Source organism: Hydrogenophaga sp. IBVHS2 (assembly GCF_002127215.1).
In the GTDB taxonomy this organism is placed as follows: Bacteria; Pseudomonadota; Gammaproteobacteria; order Burkholderiales; family Burkholderiaceae_C; genus Hydrogenophaga.
Genome location: NZ_NFUT01000002.1, coordinates 825,875 through 844,303 on the forward strand (window position 1 = coordinate 825,875; position 18,429 = coordinate 844,303).

Annotated in this window: 19 protein-coding genes; 10 read left to right on the forward strand and 9 right to left on the reverse strand. The window is 68.8% G+C overall.

The features are described 5' to 3' along the window. Window positions 1-100: 100 nt before the first annotated feature. Genes kdsB through CAP38_RS08630 form a run of 5 tightly spaced genes read right to left on the reverse strand, consistent with a single transcriptional unit; the run spans window position 101 to window position 3,231 of the window. Window positions 101-883, reverse strand: a complete 783-nt coding sequence (gene kdsB, locus CAP38_RS08610) for a 3-deoxy-manno-octulosonate cytidylyltransferase (RefSeq protein ID WP_086120905.1) — start codon at window positions 881-883, stop codon at window positions 101-103. A gap of 2 nt (window positions 884-885) precedes the next feature. Continuing rightward, entirely contained in the window at window positions 886-1,092 is a 207-nt protein-coding gene (locus CAP38_RS08615; RefSeq protein WP_086120907.1) for a Trm112 family protein, read from the reverse strand. Then, on the reverse strand, window positions 1,073-2,098 hold the full coding sequence (gene lpxK / locus CAP38_RS08620) for a tetraacyldisaccharide 4'-kinase (RefSeq protein WP_086121115.1): 1,026 nt from the start codon (window positions 2,096-2,098) through the stop codon (window positions 1,073-1,075). Before lpxK ends, CAP38_RS08615 begins: the two co-directional genes overlap by 20 nt. 52 nt (window positions 2,099-2,150) lie before the next feature. Next, entirely contained in the window at window positions 2,151-2,588 is a 438-nt protein-coding gene (locus CAP38_RS08625) for a biopolymer transporter ExbD (protein ID WP_086120909.1), read from the reverse strand. Between the two features lies 1 nt (window position 2,589). Then, entirely contained in the window at window positions 2,590-3,231 is a 642-nt protein-coding gene (locus CAP38_RS08630; RefSeq protein WP_086120911.1) for a MotA/TolQ/ExbB proton channel family protein, read from the reverse strand. Between the two features lie 372 nt (window positions 3,232-3,603). Here CAP38_RS08630 and xseA point away from each other — a divergent pair, with 372 nt between their 5' ends. Beyond that, window positions 3,604-4,827: an exodeoxyribonuclease VII large subunit gene (gene xseA / locus CAP38_RS08635; protein WP_086121116.1), complete on the forward strand. Its 1,224-nt coding sequence runs from the start codon at window positions 3,604-3,606 to the stop codon at window positions 4,825-4,827. 91 nt (window positions 4,828-4,918) lie between these two features. After that, the gene (locus CAP38_RS08640; RefSeq protein WP_086120913.1) at window positions 4,919-5,500 is read left to right on the forward strand and encodes a superoxide dismutase; all 582 of its coding nucleotides are present in this window, start codon (window positions 4,919-4,921) and stop codon (window positions 5,498-5,500) included. Window positions 5,501-5,566: 66 nt separating this feature from the next. Here CAP38_RS08640 and CAP38_RS08645 read toward each other — a convergent pair whose 3' ends face one another. Then, window positions 5,567-6,046, reverse strand: coding sequence for a DUF192 domain-containing protein (locus CAP38_RS08645; protein ID WP_086121117.1), 480 nt, complete (start codon window positions 6,044-6,046; stop codon window positions 5,567-5,569). Window positions 6,047-6,220: 174 nt separating this feature from the next. Between CAP38_RS08645 and icd the strand changes: the two genes are divergently transcribed. Next, window positions 6,221-7,474, forward strand: a complete 1,254-nt coding sequence (gene icd / locus CAP38_RS08650) for an NADP-dependent isocitrate dehydrogenase (protein ID WP_086120915.1) — start codon at window positions 6,221-6,223, stop codon at window positions 7,472-7,474. A 95-nt stretch (window positions 7,475-7,569) separates the two neighbouring features. On the opposite strand, the gene CAP38_RS08655 is transcribed toward icd, so the two are convergent. After that, window positions 7,570-8,130, reverse strand: coding sequence for a hypothetical protein (locus tag CAP38_RS08655; protein ID WP_086120917.1), 561 nt, complete (start codon window positions 8,128-8,130; stop codon window positions 7,570-7,572). A gap of 180 nt (window positions 8,131-8,310) precedes the next feature. Here CAP38_RS08655 and CAP38_RS08660 point away from each other — a divergent pair, with 180 nt between their 5' ends. From CAP38_RS08660 to clpA, 4 genes are all read left to right on the forward strand, one after another. Beyond that, window positions 8,311-9,963 carry an ATP-binding protein gene (locus tag CAP38_RS08660; protein WP_086120919.1) on the forward strand — a complete coding sequence of 551 codons (1,653 nt, stop codon included), beginning with the start codon at window positions 8,311-8,313 and terminating at the stop codon, window positions 9,961-9,963. Then, a complete protein-coding gene (locus tag CAP38_RS08665; protein ID WP_086120921.1) occupies window positions 9,960-10,679 on the forward strand; it encodes a response regulator transcription factor in 720 nt (239 codons plus the stop codon). The genes CAP38_RS08660 and CAP38_RS08665 overlap by 4 nt, the downstream gene beginning before the upstream one ends. 206 nt (window positions 10,680-10,885) lie before the next feature. After that, window positions 10,886-11,242, forward strand: a complete 357-nt coding sequence (gene clpS, locus CAP38_RS08670) for an ATP-dependent Clp protease adapter ClpS (RefSeq protein WP_086120923.1) — start codon at window positions 10,886-10,888, stop codon at window positions 11,240-11,242. Window positions 11,243-11,320: 78 nt separating this feature from the next. Beyond that, window positions 11,321-13,657 carry an ATP-dependent Clp protease ATP-binding subunit ClpA gene (clpA, locus tag CAP38_RS08675; RefSeq protein ID WP_086120926.1) on the forward strand — a complete coding sequence of 779 codons (2,337 nt, stop codon included), beginning with the start codon at window positions 11,321-11,323 and terminating at the stop codon, window positions 13,655-13,657. A 42-nt stretch (window positions 13,658-13,699) separates the two neighbouring features. On the opposite strand, the gene CAP38_RS08680 is transcribed toward clpA, so the two are convergent. Both CAP38_RS08680 and CAP38_RS08685 read right to left on the reverse strand, forming a co-directional pair. After that, window positions 13,700-14,161 (reverse strand): DUF1499 domain-containing protein, encoded by a 462-nt coding sequence (locus CAP38_RS08680; RefSeq protein WP_256924369.1) that lies wholly within the window; start codon window positions 14,159-14,161, stop codon window positions 13,700-13,702. Window positions 14,162-14,181: 20 nt separating this feature from the next. Next, window positions 14,182-15,720: a helicase HerA-like domain-containing protein gene (locus CAP38_RS08685; protein WP_086120930.1), complete on the reverse strand. Its 1,539-nt coding sequence runs from the start codon at window positions 15,718-15,720 to the stop codon at window positions 14,182-14,184. Between the two features lie 87 nt (window positions 15,721-15,807). Here CAP38_RS08685 and CAP38_RS08690 point away from each other — a divergent pair, with 87 nt between their 5' ends. From CAP38_RS08690 to CAP38_RS08700, 3 genes are read left to right on the forward strand one after another with little or no spacing between them, the layout of a single operon-like run. After that, on the forward strand, window positions 15,808-16,533 hold the full coding sequence (locus CAP38_RS08690; RefSeq protein ID WP_086120932.1) for a YebC/PmpR family DNA-binding transcriptional regulator: 726 nt from the start codon (window positions 15,808-15,810) through the stop codon (window positions 16,531-16,533). Next, on the forward strand, window positions 16,530-17,804 hold the full coding sequence (gene purD / locus CAP38_RS08695; RefSeq protein WP_086120934.1) for a phosphoribosylamine--glycine ligase: 1,275 nt from the start codon (window positions 16,530-16,532) through the stop codon (window positions 17,802-17,804). Before CAP38_RS08690 ends, purD begins: the two co-directional genes overlap by 4 nt. Then, window positions 17,794-18,429, forward strand: a complete 636-nt coding sequence (locus CAP38_RS08700; protein ID WP_256924370.1) for a 1-acyl-sn-glycerol-3-phosphate acyltransferase — start codon at window positions 17,794-17,796, stop codon at window positions 18,427-18,429. The genes purD and CAP38_RS08700 overlap by 11 nt, the downstream gene beginning before the upstream one ends.

The window sequence follows — 18,429 nt, forward strand, 5'->3', positions numbered from 1 at the left end:
CAGAGTATTCAGAGGCGTGGTCGCGCGCTGCGCGCGACCCACCCGGGCGTGGGCACCGGGACAGCGCGGCGAGGATAGCATGCCCCGCCATGGTGCCGACTTACAGGCCGGGGGGTATCCGGGCCGGGTTTGCCAGTGCCTGCCGCACGCGTTCGAGGTCCTGCGGGGTGTCCACGCCAGCGCCCGGCGCATGGGGTGTCACATGCACCGCAATGCGCCCGCCATGCCACAGCACCCGCAGCTGCTCCAGCGATTCCAGCTGCTCCTGCGGCGACGGTGCCAGACCCGGAAAGCGGCGCAGGAAGCCGGCGCGATAGCCATAGATGCCCACATGACGCAGCGGTGCCGGTGCCGGCAGGGTCGGGGTGGGCGGCGCATCGCGCCACCAGGGCAGCGGCGCGCGGCTGAAGTACATCGCCGTGCCTTCCCGGTCGGTCACGACCTTCACCACGTGCGGACTGACCCAGTCCTCGTGCCGGTCGATGGCGTGGGCTGCGGTGCTCATCACGCAGTCGGGGCGGCGCTGCAGTTCGGCCGCCACCGCGTCGATCAGCGCCGGTTCGATCAGGGGTTCGTCGCCCTGCACATTGACCACGATGGCATCGTCGGGCAGGTCGAGCAAGGCACAGGCTTCGGCCAGTCGGTCGCTGCCGCTGGGATGATCGTCGCGGGTGAGCAGGGCGGCCACGCCGTGCCGGCCACAGGCGTCCACGATGCGCACATCGTCGGCGGCCACCACACAGGCCGAGGCCCGGCTCAATGCGGCCCGTTGCGCCACCCGCACCACCATGGGCAGGCCGGCGATGTCGGCCAGGGGCTTGTCGGGCAGGCGGGTCGAGCGCATCCGTGCCGGGATCAGCACGGTGAAATCCGCAGACGTCATGCTCAGCCCAGGGGCGCCGGGGCGCTGGGGCGGGCCAGCTCGTCGTCGGTCAGGGGCCGGGCTTCGTGTTCCAGCAGCACCGGGATGCCGTCGCGCACCGGGTAGGCCAGTCGCGCCGGGCGGGAGATCAGTTCCTGGCGTTCGCGGTCAAAGCTCAGCGGCCCCTTGGTGACCGGGCAGACCAGCAGTTCAAGCAGTTTGGTGTCCATGGGCGGGATGATAGGCCGACAGGGCGTCGTCGAGCGCCTGCAGGGCCTCGGCCGGTACGTCCAGCTCCAGCGGAACGGCCCACACCGGGCAGCCCAGGCCCAGCTCCGTCAGCTTGACCAGGTCTTTTTCGGTGCAGATCACCGCCGTGTGCGGGTCGTCGGCCAGGGCCTCGCGGAGCGCGTCGGCATCGGCGTGGTCGGGCAGGGCGATGAAGGGGCGGGGCTCCACACCGGCCTGGCGCAGCATGGCCAGAAACGCCTCCGGCCGGGCGATGCCGGCCAGGCCCCGCACCGGCTGGCGGGCCAGCTGCTGCAATGGCACGGTCTGTCCGTTGGCCGATACCGCTTCGGGCGCCAGGCGTCGGGTCACGGTCCAGGCCTTCGCACCGGCCACGGGGATGGGCGACGCCGAACCGGCACGGGTCTGTTGCCACACCAGATCGGGCACCGGCTGCGCGCCCTGCGGCGGCCAGGGCTCGCGCAGCAGGCCGGCCGGCAGCAGCCACCCGTTGCCCACACCCCGGTCGTCAAACACCGCCAGACGAACCGTGGCATGCAGGGCACGGTGCTGCAGACCGTCGTCGCACACCAGCACATTCACCGCCGGATGGGCATCCAGCAGCGCGCGGCCGGCTTCGGCCCGCTGCGAGGCGACGAACACGGGGACGCCGGTCCGGCGGGCGATCAGGAGCGGCTCGTCGCCCACATCCTGGGCCGACGAGGCAGGATGGACGGCCCGCACGACGGTGGATGTGCGTCCATGCCCGCGCGAGATCACGCCGGGCGTCCAGCCCCGGCGCTGCAGATGCTGCACCACAGCGATGGTGGCCGGCGTCTTGCCGGCGCCACCGGCCACCAGGTTGCCGATCACCAGCACCGGCACCGGCAGGCGCTCGGTGCGCAGCCAGCCGGCCCGGTACAGCCGGTGGCGGCAAGCGACCAGCAGGCCGTACAGCCAGGACAAGGGCAGGAAGAGGGGAGCGGGCCAGGATCGGCTGACGGCCATGCGGCGCCAGCGCTGCTCGCGCCGTGCGTTGCGCGGGGTGGCTGCGTCGCCGTCAGGGCCGTGCACGGGCCTGGCCGGAACCACCCTGCTGGGTGGCAAACGTGATGCGGGAGAGTCCTGCCCGGCGCGCTGCGTCCATCACATGGATGACCGACTGGTGGCTGGCCGCGGCATCGGCACTGATGATCACCATGGCCTCGCGGTCGTCGCGGGCTGCCTCGCCGATGGCCGCCACCAGGGAGTCGACCGATCCGGCGTCGAGCACCAGCCGGTTCACCGCGAAGCGGCCATCCGCCCCCACCGACACCACCACCTCACGCGGGTTGGACTGCGGCTTCTCCGCGTCGGCGGTGGGCAGGTTCACCTGCAGCTCGGTGTACTTGCTGTAGGTGGTGGTCAGCACCAGGAAGATCAGGACGACCAGCAGGATGTCGATGAACGGGATCAGATTGATCTCGGGTTCGTCGCGGGTGCCGGGGCGGAAGTTCATGTCAGGCCTTGCGCAGGGTCAGCAGGTGGCGGGCAAAGCGGTCGGCCGAGACCTCCATGGCCAGCAGGTAGTCGTCGACCCGCGAGCGGAAATAGCGCCAGAAGATCAATGCCGGAATCGCCACGATCAGGCCGAACGCGGTGTTGTAGAGCGCGATCGAGATGCCGTGCGCCAGCTGACCCGGGTTGCCGCCACCGGGCACCACGCCCAGACCGTCTCCGGCCTGGGAGCCGAAGATCTCGATCATGCCGATGACCGTGCCCAGCAGACCCAGCAGCGGCGCGGCCGATGCGATGGTGGCCAGGGCGCCCAGGTACTTCTGCAGCCGGGACGCCACCAGCCGGCCGGTGCCCTCGAGGCTGGCCCTCAGGTCGTCCTCGCTCACCCGGGGGTTGGCATGGACGGCCCGGAAGCCGCTGGCCAGCACCGCACCCAGGGCCGAGTTCTGCTCCAGCTGGGCCACCACGTCGGAGCCGGGGATGCCGTTGCGCGACACCATGATGGCCTCGTCGAGCAGCTTGGGCGGAATCACCTTGGCGGTCTTGAGACTCAGGAAGCGCTCCACGATGAGCGCCAGGCCGATGACGGAACACGCAATCAGTGGCCAGATCGGCCAGCCGGCGGCTTGGATGATGGACAGCAAAACGGGGCTCCAGGCGTTGGCCGCTGGCGCGGCGGACGGGCGACGCGCGGATTATGGCGCAGCCTCGGCCCCGCGGACGGGCGATCGGCCTGCCCACCGATTCTGTGGATAACTTTGTGGAGAACAGCCGACCCGCCACGCCGGGAGCGTGGTGAATCCTCACGATGGCATGATCTGCCTATTCAGCGGGCACCCGAAAGTGCTCACAAATCAACAGTCTGGCGCAAGGGCGGCGGCCTTTCGAGGGTCGTCGCCGCCAAGCCAGACGGAGCGCGGCTTGTGGACAGATATCCCTCCAGAACCCCGGCCAACGCCGGTTTCGAACTGAATTCCCCCGAATCTGGCGGGCGTGTGTGGGCGGTCGGCCCGCTGATGCGCGCCATTGCAGATGCATTGGCGGCCCGCTTCAATCCGGTGGCGGTGCAGGGCGAGATTTCCGGCTTCTCGCGCGCGGCCAGCGGACACTGCTACTTCTCGCTCAAGGACGATACGGGGCAGGTCCGGTGTGCGATGTTCCGTCGCGCCGCCGACCAGCTCGGGTTTTCGCCACGCGACGGTCAGCGGGTGGTGGCGCGGGGCAAGCTCGACGTCTATGGTCCCCGGGGCGACCTGCAGCTCATCGTGGACAGCCTGGAGGCCGCCGGCCAGGGCGCTCTTTTCGAGCAGTTCCTGCGCCTGAAGGCGCAGCTCGAAGCCGAAGGCCTGTTCGACGCCGCGCGCAAGCGCCCGCTGCCGGCCCAGCCACGCCGCATCGGCGTCGTGACCTCGCTGGGCGCTGCCGCCCTGCGGGATGTGGCGACCGCGCTGCGACGGCGCGTGCCGCACCTGCCGGTGGTGTTGTTCCCGGCCTCGGTGCAGGGCGCCCAGGCGCCGGCCGAACTGGTGGCCGCGCTCGAGCGGGCGTACGCCCTGCACGGCGGACCCGGCGCATGCGATGTGCTCCTGGTGGTGCGGGGCGGCGGCTCGCTGGAGGACCTGTGGTCGTTCAACGACCCGGCGGTGGTGCGCATGCTGGCCCGGGCCCCCATGCCGGTGATCTGCGGCGTGGGTCACGAAACCGACTTCACCCTGGCCGACTTCGTGGCCGACCTGCGCGCCCCCACGCCCACGGCGGCGGCCGAACTGTGCGCGCCATCGCTGGAGCAGCGGCTGGGCGAACTGGCCTACGCGCAGGAGCGCCTGAGCGATGCGGCGCACCGGGCCATCGACCAGCGCGGACAACGGCTGGACTGGCTGGCCCAGCGGCTGGGCCGGCCTTCGGTGCGTCTGCACCAGGCGTCGCAACAGCTGCAGCGGCTGCAGGCCCGGCTGCAGCAGGGGCTGGCGCGCAGCACGGCGCAGTCCCGCCAGCGCATCGAACTGCTGGCCCAGCGCCTGCCAGCCTCCCTGCAGCGCGATGTGCAGCGGCGCCTGCAGCGCCTGCAGCGCAGCGAGATGGCCCTGGGCCTGCTCGATCCCGGGCTGGTGCTGGAGCGGGGCTACGCCTGGCTGACCGACCCGGACGGCCAGGCCATCACCCGAGCGGCCGACATCGATCCGGGCCAGACCGTGCGCGCCACGCTGGCCGATGGCTCGGTCGATCTGGTGGCCCGTTGACGGCCAGCCCAACAACCCTGTTGCCGGCAGCGTCACACGCGCTGCCTACAATGCGCGTTTACCCGCCAACCCCACTCAAGAGGACATCCCCATGGAACACACCCTGCCCGCACTGCCTTACGGTCTGGACGATCTGGCCCCGCACTACAGCCGCGAGACCCTGGAGTTCCACCACGGCAAGCACCACAACGCCTACGTGGTCAACCTGAACAACCTCCAGAAGGGTACCGAGTTCGAGAGCATGGACCTGGAGTCCATCATCAAGAAGTCCAGCGGCGGCATCTACAACAACGCGGCCCAGATCTGGAACCACACCTTCTTCTGGAACTGCATGAAGCCCAACGGTGGCGGCGAACCCACCGGCGCCCTGGCGGCCGCCATCAACGCCAAGTGGGGCAGCTACGCCGCCTTCCGCGAAGCCTTCGTCAAGAGCGCCGTGGGCAACTTCGGCTCCGGCTGGACCTGGCTGGTCAAGAAGGCCGACGGTTCGGTCGACATCGTCAACACCGGCGCCGCTGGCACCCCGCTGACCACCGCCGACAAGGCCCTGCTGACCGTGGACGTGTGGGAGCACGCCTACTACATCGACTACCGCAACATGCGCCCGAAGTTCGTCGAGACCTTCCTCGACAAGCTGGTGAACTGGTCGTTTGCCGAGAAGAATTTCGCCTGAGCGCCTGGTCTGGCGACATGAAGGAGCGGCCCTCGGGCCGCTTTTCTTTTGGGCTTCTGAGGCCGATCAGCGCGCCGCGAAGGGCGGGCCGGCGAGGCGGAAGCCTGCCCCGATGCGGCGCTTGGCAAACCAGCCCTGGTTCATCTCCAGCACATACCGCACGGGTTCGGTCGAGCAGTGACTGGCTTCCGACAGGGGCTGCATGTCGGCCAGGTTGACGATGCGGCCATCGTCGGCCACGAAGGCGGCGGTCAGGGGAATGAGCGTGTTGCGCATCCAGAAGCATTGGGTGGCCGGTTGTTCGAATACGAACAGCATGCCTTCGTGCAACGGCATCTCGCGCCGGTGCATCAGGCCGATCTGCCGTTGCACCGGCGTGGCGGCCACCTGGGCGTCGATGCGGTGCATGCCGGCCGACAGGGTCACGCGCGGCAGCGTGAGCTGTGGCTGGCCGTCGTTCTGGGCGTGGGCGGCGGGCTGGAACCCGATCGTCAGCCCGGTCAGGGCCGCAATGAAGACAACTCGAAGGTGGGCGTGTATCGACATGGCGACCATCGTAGCGCTGCGGCCTGTGCGGGTGACACCCGCTGTCAGGGCCGCTACAGTCTGTGGGGCTAAAATCTTTCGCTGCGCATCATGTGAAATGATGTTTCAGCGGCAGTGGCGCAAACCCCGCGCGACAAGCCGACCTCAGACCGCACCATCCGGAGACCCGATTCCATGTACCAGCACATCAAAGTGCCCGCCCAAGGCCAGAAGATCACTGTCAATGCCGACATGTCGCTCAACGTGCCTGACCAGCCCATCGTGCCCTACATCGAAGGCGACGGTACCGGCTTCGACATCACCCCGGTGATGCTCAAGGTGGTGGACGCGGCAGTGGCCAAGGCCTATGGCGGCCAGCGCAAGATCCACTGGATGGAGGTGTACGCCGGCGAGAAGTCCACCCGCGTGTACGGCCCCGATGTCTGGCTGCCGGAAGAGACCCTGCACGCCCTGCGCGACTACGTGGTGTCCATCAAGGGCCCGCTGACCACCCCGGTGGGTGGCGGCATCCGCTCCCTGAACGTGGCCCTGCGCCAGGAACTCGACCTGTACGTCTGCCTGCGCCCGGTGCAGTACTTCAAGGGCGTGCCCAGCCCGCTGAAGGAACCCGAGAAGACCAACATGGTCATCTTCCGCGAGAACTCGGAAGACATCTACGCCGGCATCGAGTACGAAGCCAAGACGCCCAAGGCCCAGAAGCTCATCAAGTTCCTGCAGGACGAGATGGGTGTCACCAAGATCCGTTTCCCCGAGACCTCGGGCATCGGCATCAAGCCGGTCTCCATCGAAGGCACCGAGCGCCTGGTTCGCAAGGCCATCCAGTACGCCATCGACAACGACAAGCCCAGCGTGACCATCGTGCACAAGGGCAACATCATGAAGTACACCGAGGGTGGCTTCCGCGACTGGGCCTACGCGCTGGCCCAGCGTGAGTTCGGCGCCGAGCTGATCGACGGCGGCCCGTGGTGCAAGTTCAAGAACCCGAAGACCGGCAAGGAAATCATCGTCAAGGATTCCATCGCCGACGCCTTCCTGCAGCAGATCCTGCTGCGCCCGGCCGAGTACTCGGTCATTGCCACCCTCAACCTCAACGGCGACTATGTGTCCGACGCCCTGGCGGCCCAGGTCGGCGGCATCGGCATCGCCCCGGGCGCCAACCTGTCCGACAGCGTGGCCTGCTTCGAAGCCACCCACGGCACCGCGCCCAAGTACGCCGGCAAGGACTATGTGAACCCCGGCTCGGAGATCCTGTCGGCCGAGATGATGCTGCGCCACATGGGCTGGAAGGAAGCCGCCGACCTGATCATCAGCTCGATGGAGAAGTCCATCCTGTCCAAGAAGGTCACCTACGACTTCGCCCGCCTCATGGACGGCGCCACCCAGGTCAGCTGCTCCGGTTTCGGTCAGGTGATGATCGACAACATGTGACGCCACGGCGGGATCTGCCCGCCGGCCTCCCATGCACAAGGCCCCGGACGCGCAAGCGGCCGGGGCCTTCGTTCTGGGGCCGACGGCCCGTGCGATCAGCGGGCTGCGTATTCGAGCGAGGAGTGGTGGGCGACGATGCGCAGGGCGCCGGCATCGTCCTTCACGAACTTCCAGGTCTTGTCGACCGTGGTGGTCTTGCCGTCCCGGCCGGTCAGGTGGACCTTGCCCATGGTGGTGGCGCTGTCGCCGGCCAGGAACAGCCCGGCGTTGTCCACCTTGCAGCCGGTCCAGCCCTTGAGCGCAAAGCCGCTGTCCTGCGGGAAGGCCGGGTCGCCGCCCACGAAATAGGCCAGGGCGCCGGCGCGGGTGGTGCGGAAGGTCTGGGGGTTGGTGGTGAGGGTCGGCTTGAAGAGGACGGCGCCCATCTGGTAGCCGTAGGCACCATCGATCACCTTCTCGGCCAGCGCCTTGGCCGCCGGCTGGCCGTCGCGCGCCCCGGTGGCCGAGATGTCCACCAGCGCCTTGCACCAGCCCTGCTGGGCGGCCAGGACCTCGGTTTCAGTGACGGCCTGGTTGACCACCACGCTGCGGGCATGGGCGGGCAGGGCGGCGCTGGCGGCGAGGGCCATGATGGCGAGGGCGGACGATGTCTTCATGAAAGCTCCTTGGTGGGTGGTGATGGTCGGGCCGCCTCGACGAGACGTCCGGCGGCACAGGGACCATTGGGCCGCCCGCAGGCTTCAGCGGGCTGAAGGCGGCATGAGCGGCGACTGACAGGAAGATGAACGCCAGATGAAACCGGCGTCGCAGCGTCGGGCGCCGCCACAATCGCGGTCATGTTCCGTCGTCGCCTGACCCTGTCGCTGTGTTTCCTGGCCGGTGTGGCCATCGTTCAGGGCATCGGTGCGGTGCTCGCCATCGGCATCGCCCGCGACCAGGTGGAGCGGGGAAGGGTGGCCAGCGACATCCGGACCGGCTTCGTGGAGCTCTCGGCCAGCAAGCAGCGGCTTCGCACCTGGGTGGCCCAGCGGCAGCAGGGCGCCGGTGCCGATCCGATGGTGCGTGAGGCCCTCCAGCAGGACATGCGCGATATCCTCGCGCGGCTCGATGGCCTGTCGGTGCGGGCCGCGCAACAGGGCGGCGGTGCCGAGACCCAGGCCGACCAGGCCCGGCGGCGGGATGCCGTCTCGGTGCTGGTGCGCAGCGTGGCCGAGCTGGAGCAGGCCGTGGATGCGGCCGAACCGCTGGCGCCGGGCGCCGACGCCCTGCAGGCCTGGCAGGCCCTCTCGGCGGTGTTCGACCGCTCGCAGGGCAGGGATCTGCGGCAGCTGATCGATGACAGCCTCGGCCGCGAGGCCGCCGCCGTCGAACGCGAACGGCAGGCGGCCGACCGCACGCTGGCATGGATGCGCCAGCTGTGGCTGGCGATGGCCGCCACCCTGGCCATCCTGGCGGCGGCGGCCGCAGTCCACTTCGCTCGCGCGCTGCGCAGGCCGCTGGACCACCTCAGCGAGGGGGCGCAGGCGCTGCAGCGGGGCGATCTGACCCACCGCATCCCGCTGGCGGGGGTGGACGAGTTCTCCGCCGTGGCGGTCAGCATGAATGCCATGGCCGCCGAGCTGGAGCAGCACCGTGCCCGTGAAGCCCAGGCCCGGCATCGGCTGGAGGAGGAGGTGGCCCTGCGAACCGCCGAACTGCAGCAGGCGCTGGATGCGCTGCAAGGGGCGGATGCCCGGCGCCGCCGTCTGTTTGCCGACATCAGCCACGAACTGCGCACACCCACCACCGCCATCCGGGGTGAAGCCGAGGTCACATTGCGCGGGGCCGACCGGCCGGCGGATGAATACAAGGCGGCGCTGCGGCGCATCGTGGACACGTCCACCCAGCTCGGGCATGTCATCAACGATCTGCTGGCCATGGCCCGCACCGACATGGAATCGCTGGCCCTGGCGCGCGAGCCCCTGGCGCTGGAGCCGTTGGTGAGCGATGTCGTTGGCCAGGCCTCCGCCATGGCCGACGCCCAGGGCGTTGTGCTGTACATCGAGCCTCCTTCGGCGGCGGCGGAATCGCCCCGGGTTTCGGGCGATGCGCAGCGGCTGCGGCAGATACTGCTCATCCTGCTGGACAACGCGGTGCGCTATTCGCACGCCGGCGGCCGGGTGGCGGTGTCGGTATCGGCCATTCCGGAGGTCCGCGAGTGCCGGGTGAGGGTCCGGGATGAGGGGATCGGCATCGATCCGGACGAGCTTGTGCAGGTGTTCGACCGCCATTTCAGGGGGCGCGCCGCCCGCCGCCAGCGGCCCGAGGGCAGCGGCCTGGGATTGCCGATCGCGCAGGCGCTGGCCCAGTCCCACGGCGGCCGCATCGAGGTGGTGAGCGGGCAGCAAGGAGCAGCGGGACGGACCACCGTGGCCACCCTGTGCCTGCCGATGCTGCCGCCCGCCGCGGACCATCTGTCCCGTTCACCGAACGGCAGGGCCGCCGCATGAACATCCTGATCGTCGAGGACGACGACCGCATCGCCGACTTTCTGTGCCGGGGCCTGCGGGCCGAGGGGTACCGGGTTCAGCGGGCCGCCGACGGCACCGCCGGTCTGGCCCTGGCCCAGGAGGCCGCCCGCCGTCAGCAGTCCGGTGACGAGCCCACCGTGGTGGTGCTCGACCTGATGCTGCCCGGCATGAGCGGCCTGGACATCTGCCAGACCTTGCGGGCGGCCCATGTGGCCCTGCCCATCCTGATGCTCACCGCCCAGGCGTCGCTGGAAGATCGGGTGCAGGGGCTGCGGCTGGGGGCGGATGACTACCTGTGCAAGCCGTTCGACTTCGAGGAACTCCTGGCCCGGCTGGAGGCACTCGGCCGGCGGGGCCGCGAGTGGCGTCCCCGGACACCGAACCGCCTGCAGGTGGCCGACCTGGAGCTCGACCGCGATCGCATGCAGGCCAGCCGGGGCGGACAGCCGCTGTCCCTGACCGCCCGCGAACTGGCGCTGCTGGAGCTGCTGATGAGTGCGCCGGGTCGCCTGTTCAGCCGCGAGCGCATCCTGGCCAATGTCTGGGGCACCAGCGAGGATCCGCTGACCAATGTGGTGGACGTCTACATCCGCCGCCTGCGCAGCCGGATCGACCGCGACGGGGCGCCATCCCTGATCCACACCGTCCGGGGTCTGGGCTACCGCCTGGAGGCCCCGCCTGAGGCCGACCGTTGAGCTGGCCCCCCGGCTGTCGGCCGGGTCGAAGTGGGTGGTCTTTCACCCCCAGTCGCATCGATCGGCCCCGCACGAGCTGTCCCAGAATGGGGCCATGGACGGTATCCCGAGCCCCTCCCGCGAGCCCCAGCGCCAGGCGCCCTCAGGCGCTGTGGGGCCAATCCGACGCGACCCAACGGCGGCGGAGCGCTCGCTAGAATCGTTCCATGGCATCCGAGACCCCCAAGAAACCCGAGAACCCCGCCGCTCCGCCGTCGGTGGGCAGCGACGACGCGGTGGTGCTGGAGCGCCGAGCCCAGCGCATCCAGCCGCCCCAGATGTACCAGGTGGTGCTGCTCAACGACGACTTCACGCCCATGGAGTTCGTGGTGCACGTCATTCAGGAGTTCTTCAGCAAGGACCGGGAAACCGCCACCCAGATCATGTTGAAGATCCACCTGGAGGGCAAAGGCATCTGCGGCGTGTACACCCGCGATGTCGCCGGCACCAAGGTCGACCAGGTGCTCCAGGCCGCGCGCGCGGCAGGTCATCCGCTGCAATGCCTGAGTGAACCGGTTGAATAAGCCGCCGGGCACCCCATCTGGAACCCAAACTGTCTCCCAAGTCTCCGATATCCGACCCCCAGCCCAAAGGACGTGCCCATGATTGCCCAAGAACTTGAAGTCAGCCTGCATATGGCCTTTGTCGAGGCCCGGCAGCAGCGGCACGAATTCATCACCGTCGAGCACCTGCTGCTGGCCCTGCTGGACAACCCCAGCGCGGCCGAGGTGCTGCGTGCCTGCTCCGCCAACATCGAAGACCTGCGCAAGTCCCTGACCAACTTCATCAAGGACAACACCCCGCAGGTGGCCGGCACCGACGAGGTCGACACCCAGCCCACCCTGGGTTTCCAGCGGGTCATCCAGCGCGCCATCATGCATGTGCAGAGCACCGGCAACGGCAAGAAGGAAGTCACCGGCGCCAATGTGCTGGTGGCCATCTTCGGCGAGAAGGATTCGCACGCGGTCTACTACCTCCACCAGCAGGGCGTGACCCGTCTGGATGTGGTGAACTTCATTGCCCACGGCATCCGCAAGAGCGATCCGCCGGAGCCCACCAAGTCGGGCGAGAGCGCCGCCGAGAACGAGGAAGCCACCGAGACCAAGGGCAACGAGAAGCAGTCGCCGCTGGAGCAGTTCACCCAGAACCTCAACCAGATGGCCAAGGACGGCAAGATCGACCCGCTCATCGGCCGCGAATACGAGGTCGAGCGCGTCATCCAGATCCTGTGCCGCCGCCGCAAGAACAACCCGCTGCTGGTGGGTGAGGCCGGCGTGGGCAAGACCGCCATCGCCGAAGGCCTGGCCTGGCGCATCACCCAGGGCGACGTGCCCGAGATCCTGGCCGACAGCGCGGTGTATTCGCTCGACATGGGCGCCCTGCTGGCCGGCACCAAGTACCGGGGTGACTTCGAGCAGCGCCTCAAGGGCGTGCTCAAGTCCCTCAAGGACAAGCCCAACGCCATCCTGTTCATCGACGAGATCCACACCCTCATCGGTGCCGGCGCCGCCTCGGGCGGCACGCTGGATGCCTCCAACCTGCTCAAGCCGGCGCTCTCCAGCGGCCAGCTCAAGTGCATCGGCGCCACCACCTTCACCGAGTACCGCGGCATCTTCGAGAAGGACGCCGCCCTGTCCCGCCGCTTCCAGAAGGTGGATGTGGTCGAGCCCACGGTGGAGCAGACGGTGGACATCCTCAAGGGTCTCAAGAGCCGCTTCGAGGAGCACCACAACGTCAAGTACGCCGTGGCAGCGCTGCAGGCCGCTGCCGAGCTGTCGGCCAAGTACATCAACGACCGCCACCTGCCCGACAAGGCCATCGACGTGATCGACGAGGCCGGTGCGGCCCAGCGCATCCTGTCGGCCAGCAAGCGCAAGAAGACCATCGGCAAGGCCGAGGTGGAAGAGATCGTGGCCAAGATCGCCCGCATCCCGCCCGCCAACGTGTCCAACGACGACCGCAGCAAGCTGCAGACGCTGGAGCGCGACCTCAAGAGCGTGGTGTTTGGTCAGGACAAGGCCCTGGAGGTGCTGGCTTCCAGCGTCAAGATGGCCCGTTCCGGCCTGGGCAAGGCCGACAAGCCCATCGGTGCCTTCCTGTTCAGCGGCCCCACCGGTGTGGGCAAGACCGAGGCTGCCAAGCAGCTGGCCTACATCATGGGCATCGACCTGATCCGCTTCGACATGTCGGAGTACATGGAGCGCCATGCCGTGAGCCGCCTGATCGGTGCGCCTCCGGGCTATGTCGGTTTCGATCAGGGTGGTCTGCTGACCGAAGCCATCACCAAGAAGCCGCACGCGGTGCTGCTGCTCGACGAGATCGAGAAGGCGCACCCGGACATCTTCAACGTGCTGCTGCAGGTCATGGACCACGGCACCCTGACCGACAACAACGGGCGCAAGGCCGACTTCCGCAACGTGATCATCATCATGACCACCAACGCGGGCGCCGAGACCATGAACAAGGCCACCATCGGCTTCACCAACCCGCGTGAGGCCGGCGACGAAATGGCCGACATCAAACGCCTGTTCACGCCGGAGTTCCGCAACCGCCTGGACGCCATCGTCAGCTTCAAGGCCCTGGACGAGAACATCATCCTGCGGGTGGTCGACAAGTTCCTGTTGCAGCTGGAAACCCAGCTGGCCGAGAAGAAGGTGGAGGTCACCTTCACCGACGTGCTGCGCAAGCACCTGGCCAAGAAGGGCTTCGACCCGCTCATGGGCGCCCGTCCGATGCAGCGCCTGATCCAGGACACCATCCGCCGAGCCCTGGCCGACGAGCTGCTGTTCGGTCGCCTCACCGACGGCGGCCGCCTCACGGTCGATCTGGTCACCAAGACCGGCGAAGACGGCAAGGAGATCCAGGAAGTCGATCTGGACATCCAGCCCACGCCCAAGAAGGAAGGCAAGGCCAAGCCCGAAGAGGCCACCGCCGACTGATCGCAAGGCAGTCACGAGAAACCCGGCCTTGGCCGGGTTTTTTCATGGGGCAGCGGTGTAGAGGCCGCGCAGTGCCTCGATGCGTTTGCGGTTGGTGCCGAAGTCCTCCGAGCCCAGGCGGCTGGCGCTGCGCAGGTCGATGACGCCGCGCTGGGCATCGACCACGAATTCAAGGTCGTCCACGAAACCCAGCCAGGGAGTCCGGGCCTCGGCCCGCAGGTAGCCTGGCTGGCGCACCAGGTTGCGCACGCCGCCGACCTGCTGCAGCGCTGCCGTCAGGGCATCGAGAGAGGCCTCGGCACCGCCGGCCTTCAGGGGCAGAGGGTCGATGCGCGCGTAGTCTGCCTGGGGGTGTCCGGGGTGGCGGTCGGTCTGGCTGGAGACGCTGTTGCGGGTGGCCGAGGGCGGTTTGAGCAGGCCGCCGCTGGCGCCCAGATCGGCCGGCGGCCGACCCTCGAGCGCACCCAGCTGGGCGGCACCCAGCGCCAGCACCAGAAGGCCCACGGTCCACATGGTGCTGCGCCTCACCGCTTGCCGCCGAGCAGTCCGCCCAGCACGCCCCGCAGGATCTGCCGGCCCAGGCCGCTGGCCACGGTGCGGGCGGCCGTCTTGGCCATGGTCTGCACCAGACCGTCGTACTGGCCGCCGCGCGGTCCGGTGCGGCCGAACAGCACCTCGTTGATCATGCTTTTCTCCTCCCCCGCTGGCTCCTGGCTGGCGGCGCCGGGAATGCGCGGCGTGCGCGGCGCCGCCTTGTCGGCGGGTGCGGCCTCGGCGTCGCCGCGTTGTCCGGCATGGGCGCGGAACATTTCGTAGGCGCTTTCGCGGTCGACCACTTTCTCGTAGGTGCCCGCCACCAGCGACTCGCGCAGCAGGACCTGGCGCTGCTCCGGTGTGATGGGGCCGATCTGGCTGCCCGGGGGCACCACGAACACGCGCTCGGTTTCGGTGGGGCGGCCCTTGGCGTCGAGCAGGCTGACCAGGGCCTCGCCCACCGCCAGTTCGGTGATGGCGGCCTCGATGTCCAGGCCGGCCTTGGGCCGCATGGTCTGCGCCGTGGCCTTGACCGCTTTCTGGTCGCGCGGCGTGAAGGCCCGCAGCGCATGCTGCACCCGGTTGCCCAGCTGGCCCAGCACCGAGTCGGGGATGTCCAGCGGGTTCTGGGTCACGAAATACACGCCCACGCCCTTGGAGCGCACCAGCCGCACCACCAGCTCGATGCGCTCGACCAGCACCTTGGGCGCCTCGTTGAACAGCAGGTGGGCCTCGTCGAAGAAGAACACCAGCTTGGGTTTTTCGGGGTCACCGATCTCGGGCAGCGTCTCGAACAGCTCGGAGAGCATCCACAACAGGAAGGTGGCGTACAGCCGGGGCGAGTTCAGCAGTTTGTCGGCGGCCAGGATGTTGATGACTCCCTTGCCGTCCACCGTCTGCATGAAGTCGGCGATGTCGAGCATGGGTTCGCCGAAGAACCGGTCGCCGCCCTGCTGCTCGATCTGCATCAGGCCGCGCTGGATGGCGCCGATGCTGGCCGAGCTGATGTTGCCGTACTCGGTGGTGAACTGCTTGGCGTTGTCGCCCACGTGCTGCAGCATGGCCCGCAGGTCCTTCATGTCGAGCAGCAGCAGGCCGTTGTCGTCGGCGATCTTGAAGATCAGGTTGAGCACCCCGGTCTGGGTGTCGTTGAGGTTGAGCATGCGCGAGAGCAGCAGCGGCCCCATGTCGGAGACGGTGGCGCGCACCGGATGGCCCTGTTCCCCGAACACGTCCCACAGGGTGGTGGGGCAGGCCACCGGGTCGGGCAGGGCAATGCCGCGGTCCTTGAGCACCCCGGCCAGCTTCTCCCCGATGCGACCGCTCTGGCTGATGCCGGTGAGGTCGCCCTTGACGTCGGCCATGAACACCGGCACCCCGATGCGGGAGAACTGCTCGGCCAGCGTCTGCAGCGTCACCGTCTTGCCGGTGCCGGTGGCGCCGGTGATCAGGCCGTGGCGGTTGGCCAGGCCGGGCAGCAGCTGGCAGGTGGTCTGGGCGTTCTGGGCGATCGTCATCGGCTCGGCCATGGCGGGGGGTCCTCCGGGGGTGTGGGTGCACAAACGTAAAATCGCGGGCTTATTAGATCAAAGCCCGTGGGGCAAAAGGACGTTTTCGTGGCCGGACACAGCAAATGGGCAAACATCCAGCACCGCAAGGGGCGCCAGGACGAGAAGCGCGGCAAGATCTGGACACGGGTCATCCGTGAGATCACGGTGGCCGCCCGCCAGGGTGGCGGCGATCCGGCCATGAACCCCCGCCTGCGGCTGGCCATCGAGAAGGCCAAGGCCGCCAACATGCCGGCCGACCGCATCAAGTACAACGTGGACAAGGCCTCGGGCACGCTCGAAGGCCTGTCGCTGGAAGAGATCCGCTACGAGGGCTACGGCATCGGCGGCGCGGCCATCATCGTCGACACCATGACCGACAACCGGGTGCGCACCGTGGCCGAGGTTCGCCACGCATTCAGCAAGTACGGCGGCAACCTGGGCACCGAGGGTTCGGTGTCGTTCCAGTTCAAGCACTGCGGCCAGCTGGTGTTTGCGCCCGGCACCTCGGAGGACAAGGTCATGGAGGTGGCGCTGGAGGCGGGTGCCGAGGATGTGATCACCGACGACGAGGGTGCCATCGAGGTCATCACCTCGCCGACCGAGTTCGAGGCGGTCAAGAACGCCCTGGAGGCCGCCGGCCTCAAGCCCGAGGTGGCCGAGGTGACCATGCGGGCCGAAAACACCATCGCCCTGGCCGGTGAAGACGCCGCCCGCATGCAGAAGCTGCTGGACATCATCGAAGACCTGGACGACGTGCAGGCCGTGTTCCACAACGCCGAGATCAGCGAATGAAAGTCCTCGTGATTGGCGGCGGCGGCCGCGAGCATGCCCTGGCCTGGCGCCTGAAGCAGTCCACCGGCGTGAGCCAGGTGTATGTGGCGCCCGGCAACGCCGGCACCGCCCGGGACACCGACCTGATCAACCTGCCCCTCACCGACAAGGCCGCGCTGCGCGCCTGGGCGCAGGACAACGGCATCGCCCTGACGGTGGTCGGCCCGGAGGCGCCCCTGGCCGCCGGCGTGGTGGACGAGTTCCGCGCCCACGGCCTGCCCATCTTCGGCCCCACCCAGAAGGCCGCCCAGCTGGAGAGCTCCAAGGCCTTCAGCAAGGCCTTCATGCAGCGCCACGGCATTCCCACAGCCGAGTACCAGACCTTCACCGACCCGGCCCAGGCCCACGCCTATGTGGACGCCCAGGGTGCGCCCATCGTGGTCAAGGCCGATGGCCTGGCCGCCGGCAAGGGCGTGGTCGTGGCCATGACGCTGGCCGAGGCGCACGAGGCCATCGACTTCATGCTGGTGGACAACACCCTGGGCGTGGCCCACAACGAGGGCGGTGCCCGGGTGGTGATCGAGGAGTTCCTCGAGGGCGAAGAGGCCAGCTTCATCGTCCTGTGCGATGGCGAACATGCCCTGGCCCTGGCCACCAGCCAGGACCACAAGCGCCTGAAGGACGCCGACCAGGGCCCCAACACCGGCGGCATGGGTGCGTATTCGCCGGCACCCGTGGTCACGCCGGCGGTGCACCAGCGCGCCATGGACGAGGTGATCCTGCCCACGCTGCGCGGCATGAAGGCCGACGGCATTCCGTACACCGGCTTCCTGTACGCCGGCCTCATGATCACGCCGGACGGCCGGGTCAAGACGCTGGAGTTCAACTGCCGCATGGGCGATCCCGAAACCCAGCCCATCATGATGCGACTGCGCAGCCCGCTGGCCGACGTGCTGCTGGCCGCCACCCGGGGCGAACTCGACCGCGTCAGCCTCGACTGGGACCCGCGCGTGGCCCTGGGCGTGGTCATGGCGGCCCATGGTTACCCCATGAACCCGCGCAAGGGCGATGCCATCACCGGCCTGCCGGCCGACGAGGCCGACCGCATGGTGTTCCATGCCGGCACCACGGGCAACGGCGAGCGCGTCGAGGTCAGCGGCGGCCGGGTGCTGTGCGTGACGGCGCTGGCCGACACGGTGGCCGCTGCCCGGCAGCGCGCCTATGCGGTGGTCGACCGGATCCACTTCGACGGCATGCAGTGCCGCCGCGACATCGGCTTCCGTGCACTCTGATCCCGGCGCCGCACGGCCGGTGCGCTTTCCCGAATCCCGTCTGGCCCGGGCGCTGCTGCGTCTGGCCGGCTGGCGGGTCACGTACGACGGCTTCCCGACCCGCCAGGGCGTGGCCGTCGTCTATCCGCACACCAGCAACTGGGACTTCGTGGTCATGGTGCTGGCCAAATGGAGCATCGGCATCCCGGCCCGCTGGTGGGGCAAGGACAGCCTGTTCCGCGTGCCGGTGCTGGGCCGCTGGATGCGCTGGCTCGGCGGCATCCCGCTGGACCGCAGCTCCTCGCGCGGCGTGGTGGGCGAAATGGTGGCCGTGTTCGAGGCCGCCAAGGCGTCCGACGAGCTCCTGTGGCTGGGCCTGTCGCCCGAGGGCACCCGCCGCCATACCCCGGGCTGGCGCAGCGGCTTCTACCAGGTGGCGCATGGCGCCGAGGTGCCGCTGGCCCTGATACGGCTGGACTATGGTGCCCGCGAGGTCCGCATCACCGATTTCATCCGGCTCAGCGGCGACATGGCCGCCGACTACGCCCGCATGGCCGACATCTACGCCGGCGTGCAGGGCCAGCGACCGGAACAGGCCAGCCCGATCGTCCCCTTGCCCAAGCGCCCAACCCCCGATACGGTATGA

Excerpts from the sequence above, each read along its gene's own strand:
- kdsB (WP_086120905.1), bottom strand. The coding sequence starts at position 883 with ATGACGTCTGCGGATTTCACCGTGCTGATCCCGGCACGGATGCGCTCG.
- CAP38_RS08615 (WP_086120907.1), bottom strand. The coding sequence starts at position 1,092 with ATGGACACCAAACTGCTTGAACTGCTGGTCTGCCCGGTCACCAAGGGG.
- lpxK (WP_086121115.1), bottom strand. The coding sequence starts at position 2,098 with ATGGCCGTCAGCCGATCCTGGCCCGCTCCCCTCTTCCTGCCCTTGTCC.
- CAP38_RS08625 (WP_086120909.1), bottom strand. The coding sequence starts at position 2,588 with ATGAACTTCCGCCCCGGCACCCGCGACGAACCCGAGATCAATCTGATC.
- xseA (WP_086121116.1), top strand. The coding sequence starts at position 3,604 with ATGCGCGCCATTGCAGATGCATTGGCGGCCCGCTTCAATCCGGTGGCG.
- CAP38_RS08640 (WP_086120913.1), top strand. The coding sequence starts at position 4,919 with ATGGAACACACCCTGCCCGCACTGCCTTACGGTCTGGACGATCTGGCC.
- CAP38_RS08645 (WP_086121117.1), bottom strand. The coding sequence starts at position 6,046 with ATGTCGATACACGCCCACCTTCGAGTTGTCTTCATTGCGGCCCTGACC.
- icd (WP_086120915.1), top strand. The coding sequence starts at position 6,221 with ATGTACCAGCACATCAAAGTGCCCGCCCAAGGCCAGAAGATCACTGTC.
- CAP38_RS08655 (WP_086120917.1), bottom strand. The coding sequence starts at position 8,130 with ATGAAGACATCGTCCGCCCTCGCCATCATGGCCCTCGCCGCCAGCGCC.
- CAP38_RS08660 (WP_086120919.1), top strand. The coding sequence starts at position 8,311 with ATGTTCCGTCGTCGCCTGACCCTGTCGCTGTGTTTCCTGGCCGGTGTG.
- CAP38_RS08665 (WP_086120921.1), top strand. The coding sequence starts at position 9,960 with ATGAACATCCTGATCGTCGAGGACGACGACCGCATCGCCGACTTTCTG.
- clpS (WP_086120923.1), top strand. The coding sequence starts at position 10,886 with ATGGCATCCGAGACCCCCAAGAAACCCGAGAACCCCGCCGCTCCGCCG.
- clpA (WP_086120926.1), top strand. The coding sequence starts at position 11,321 with ATGATTGCCCAAGAACTTGAAGTCAGCCTGCATATGGCCTTTGTCGAG.
- CAP38_RS08685 (WP_086120930.1), bottom strand. The coding sequence starts at position 15,720 with ATGGCCGAGCCGATGACGATCGCCCAGAACGCCCAGACCACCTGCCAG.
- purD (WP_086120934.1), top strand. The coding sequence starts at position 16,530 with ATGAAAGTCCTCGTGATTGGCGGCGGCGGCCGCGAGCATGCCCTGGCC.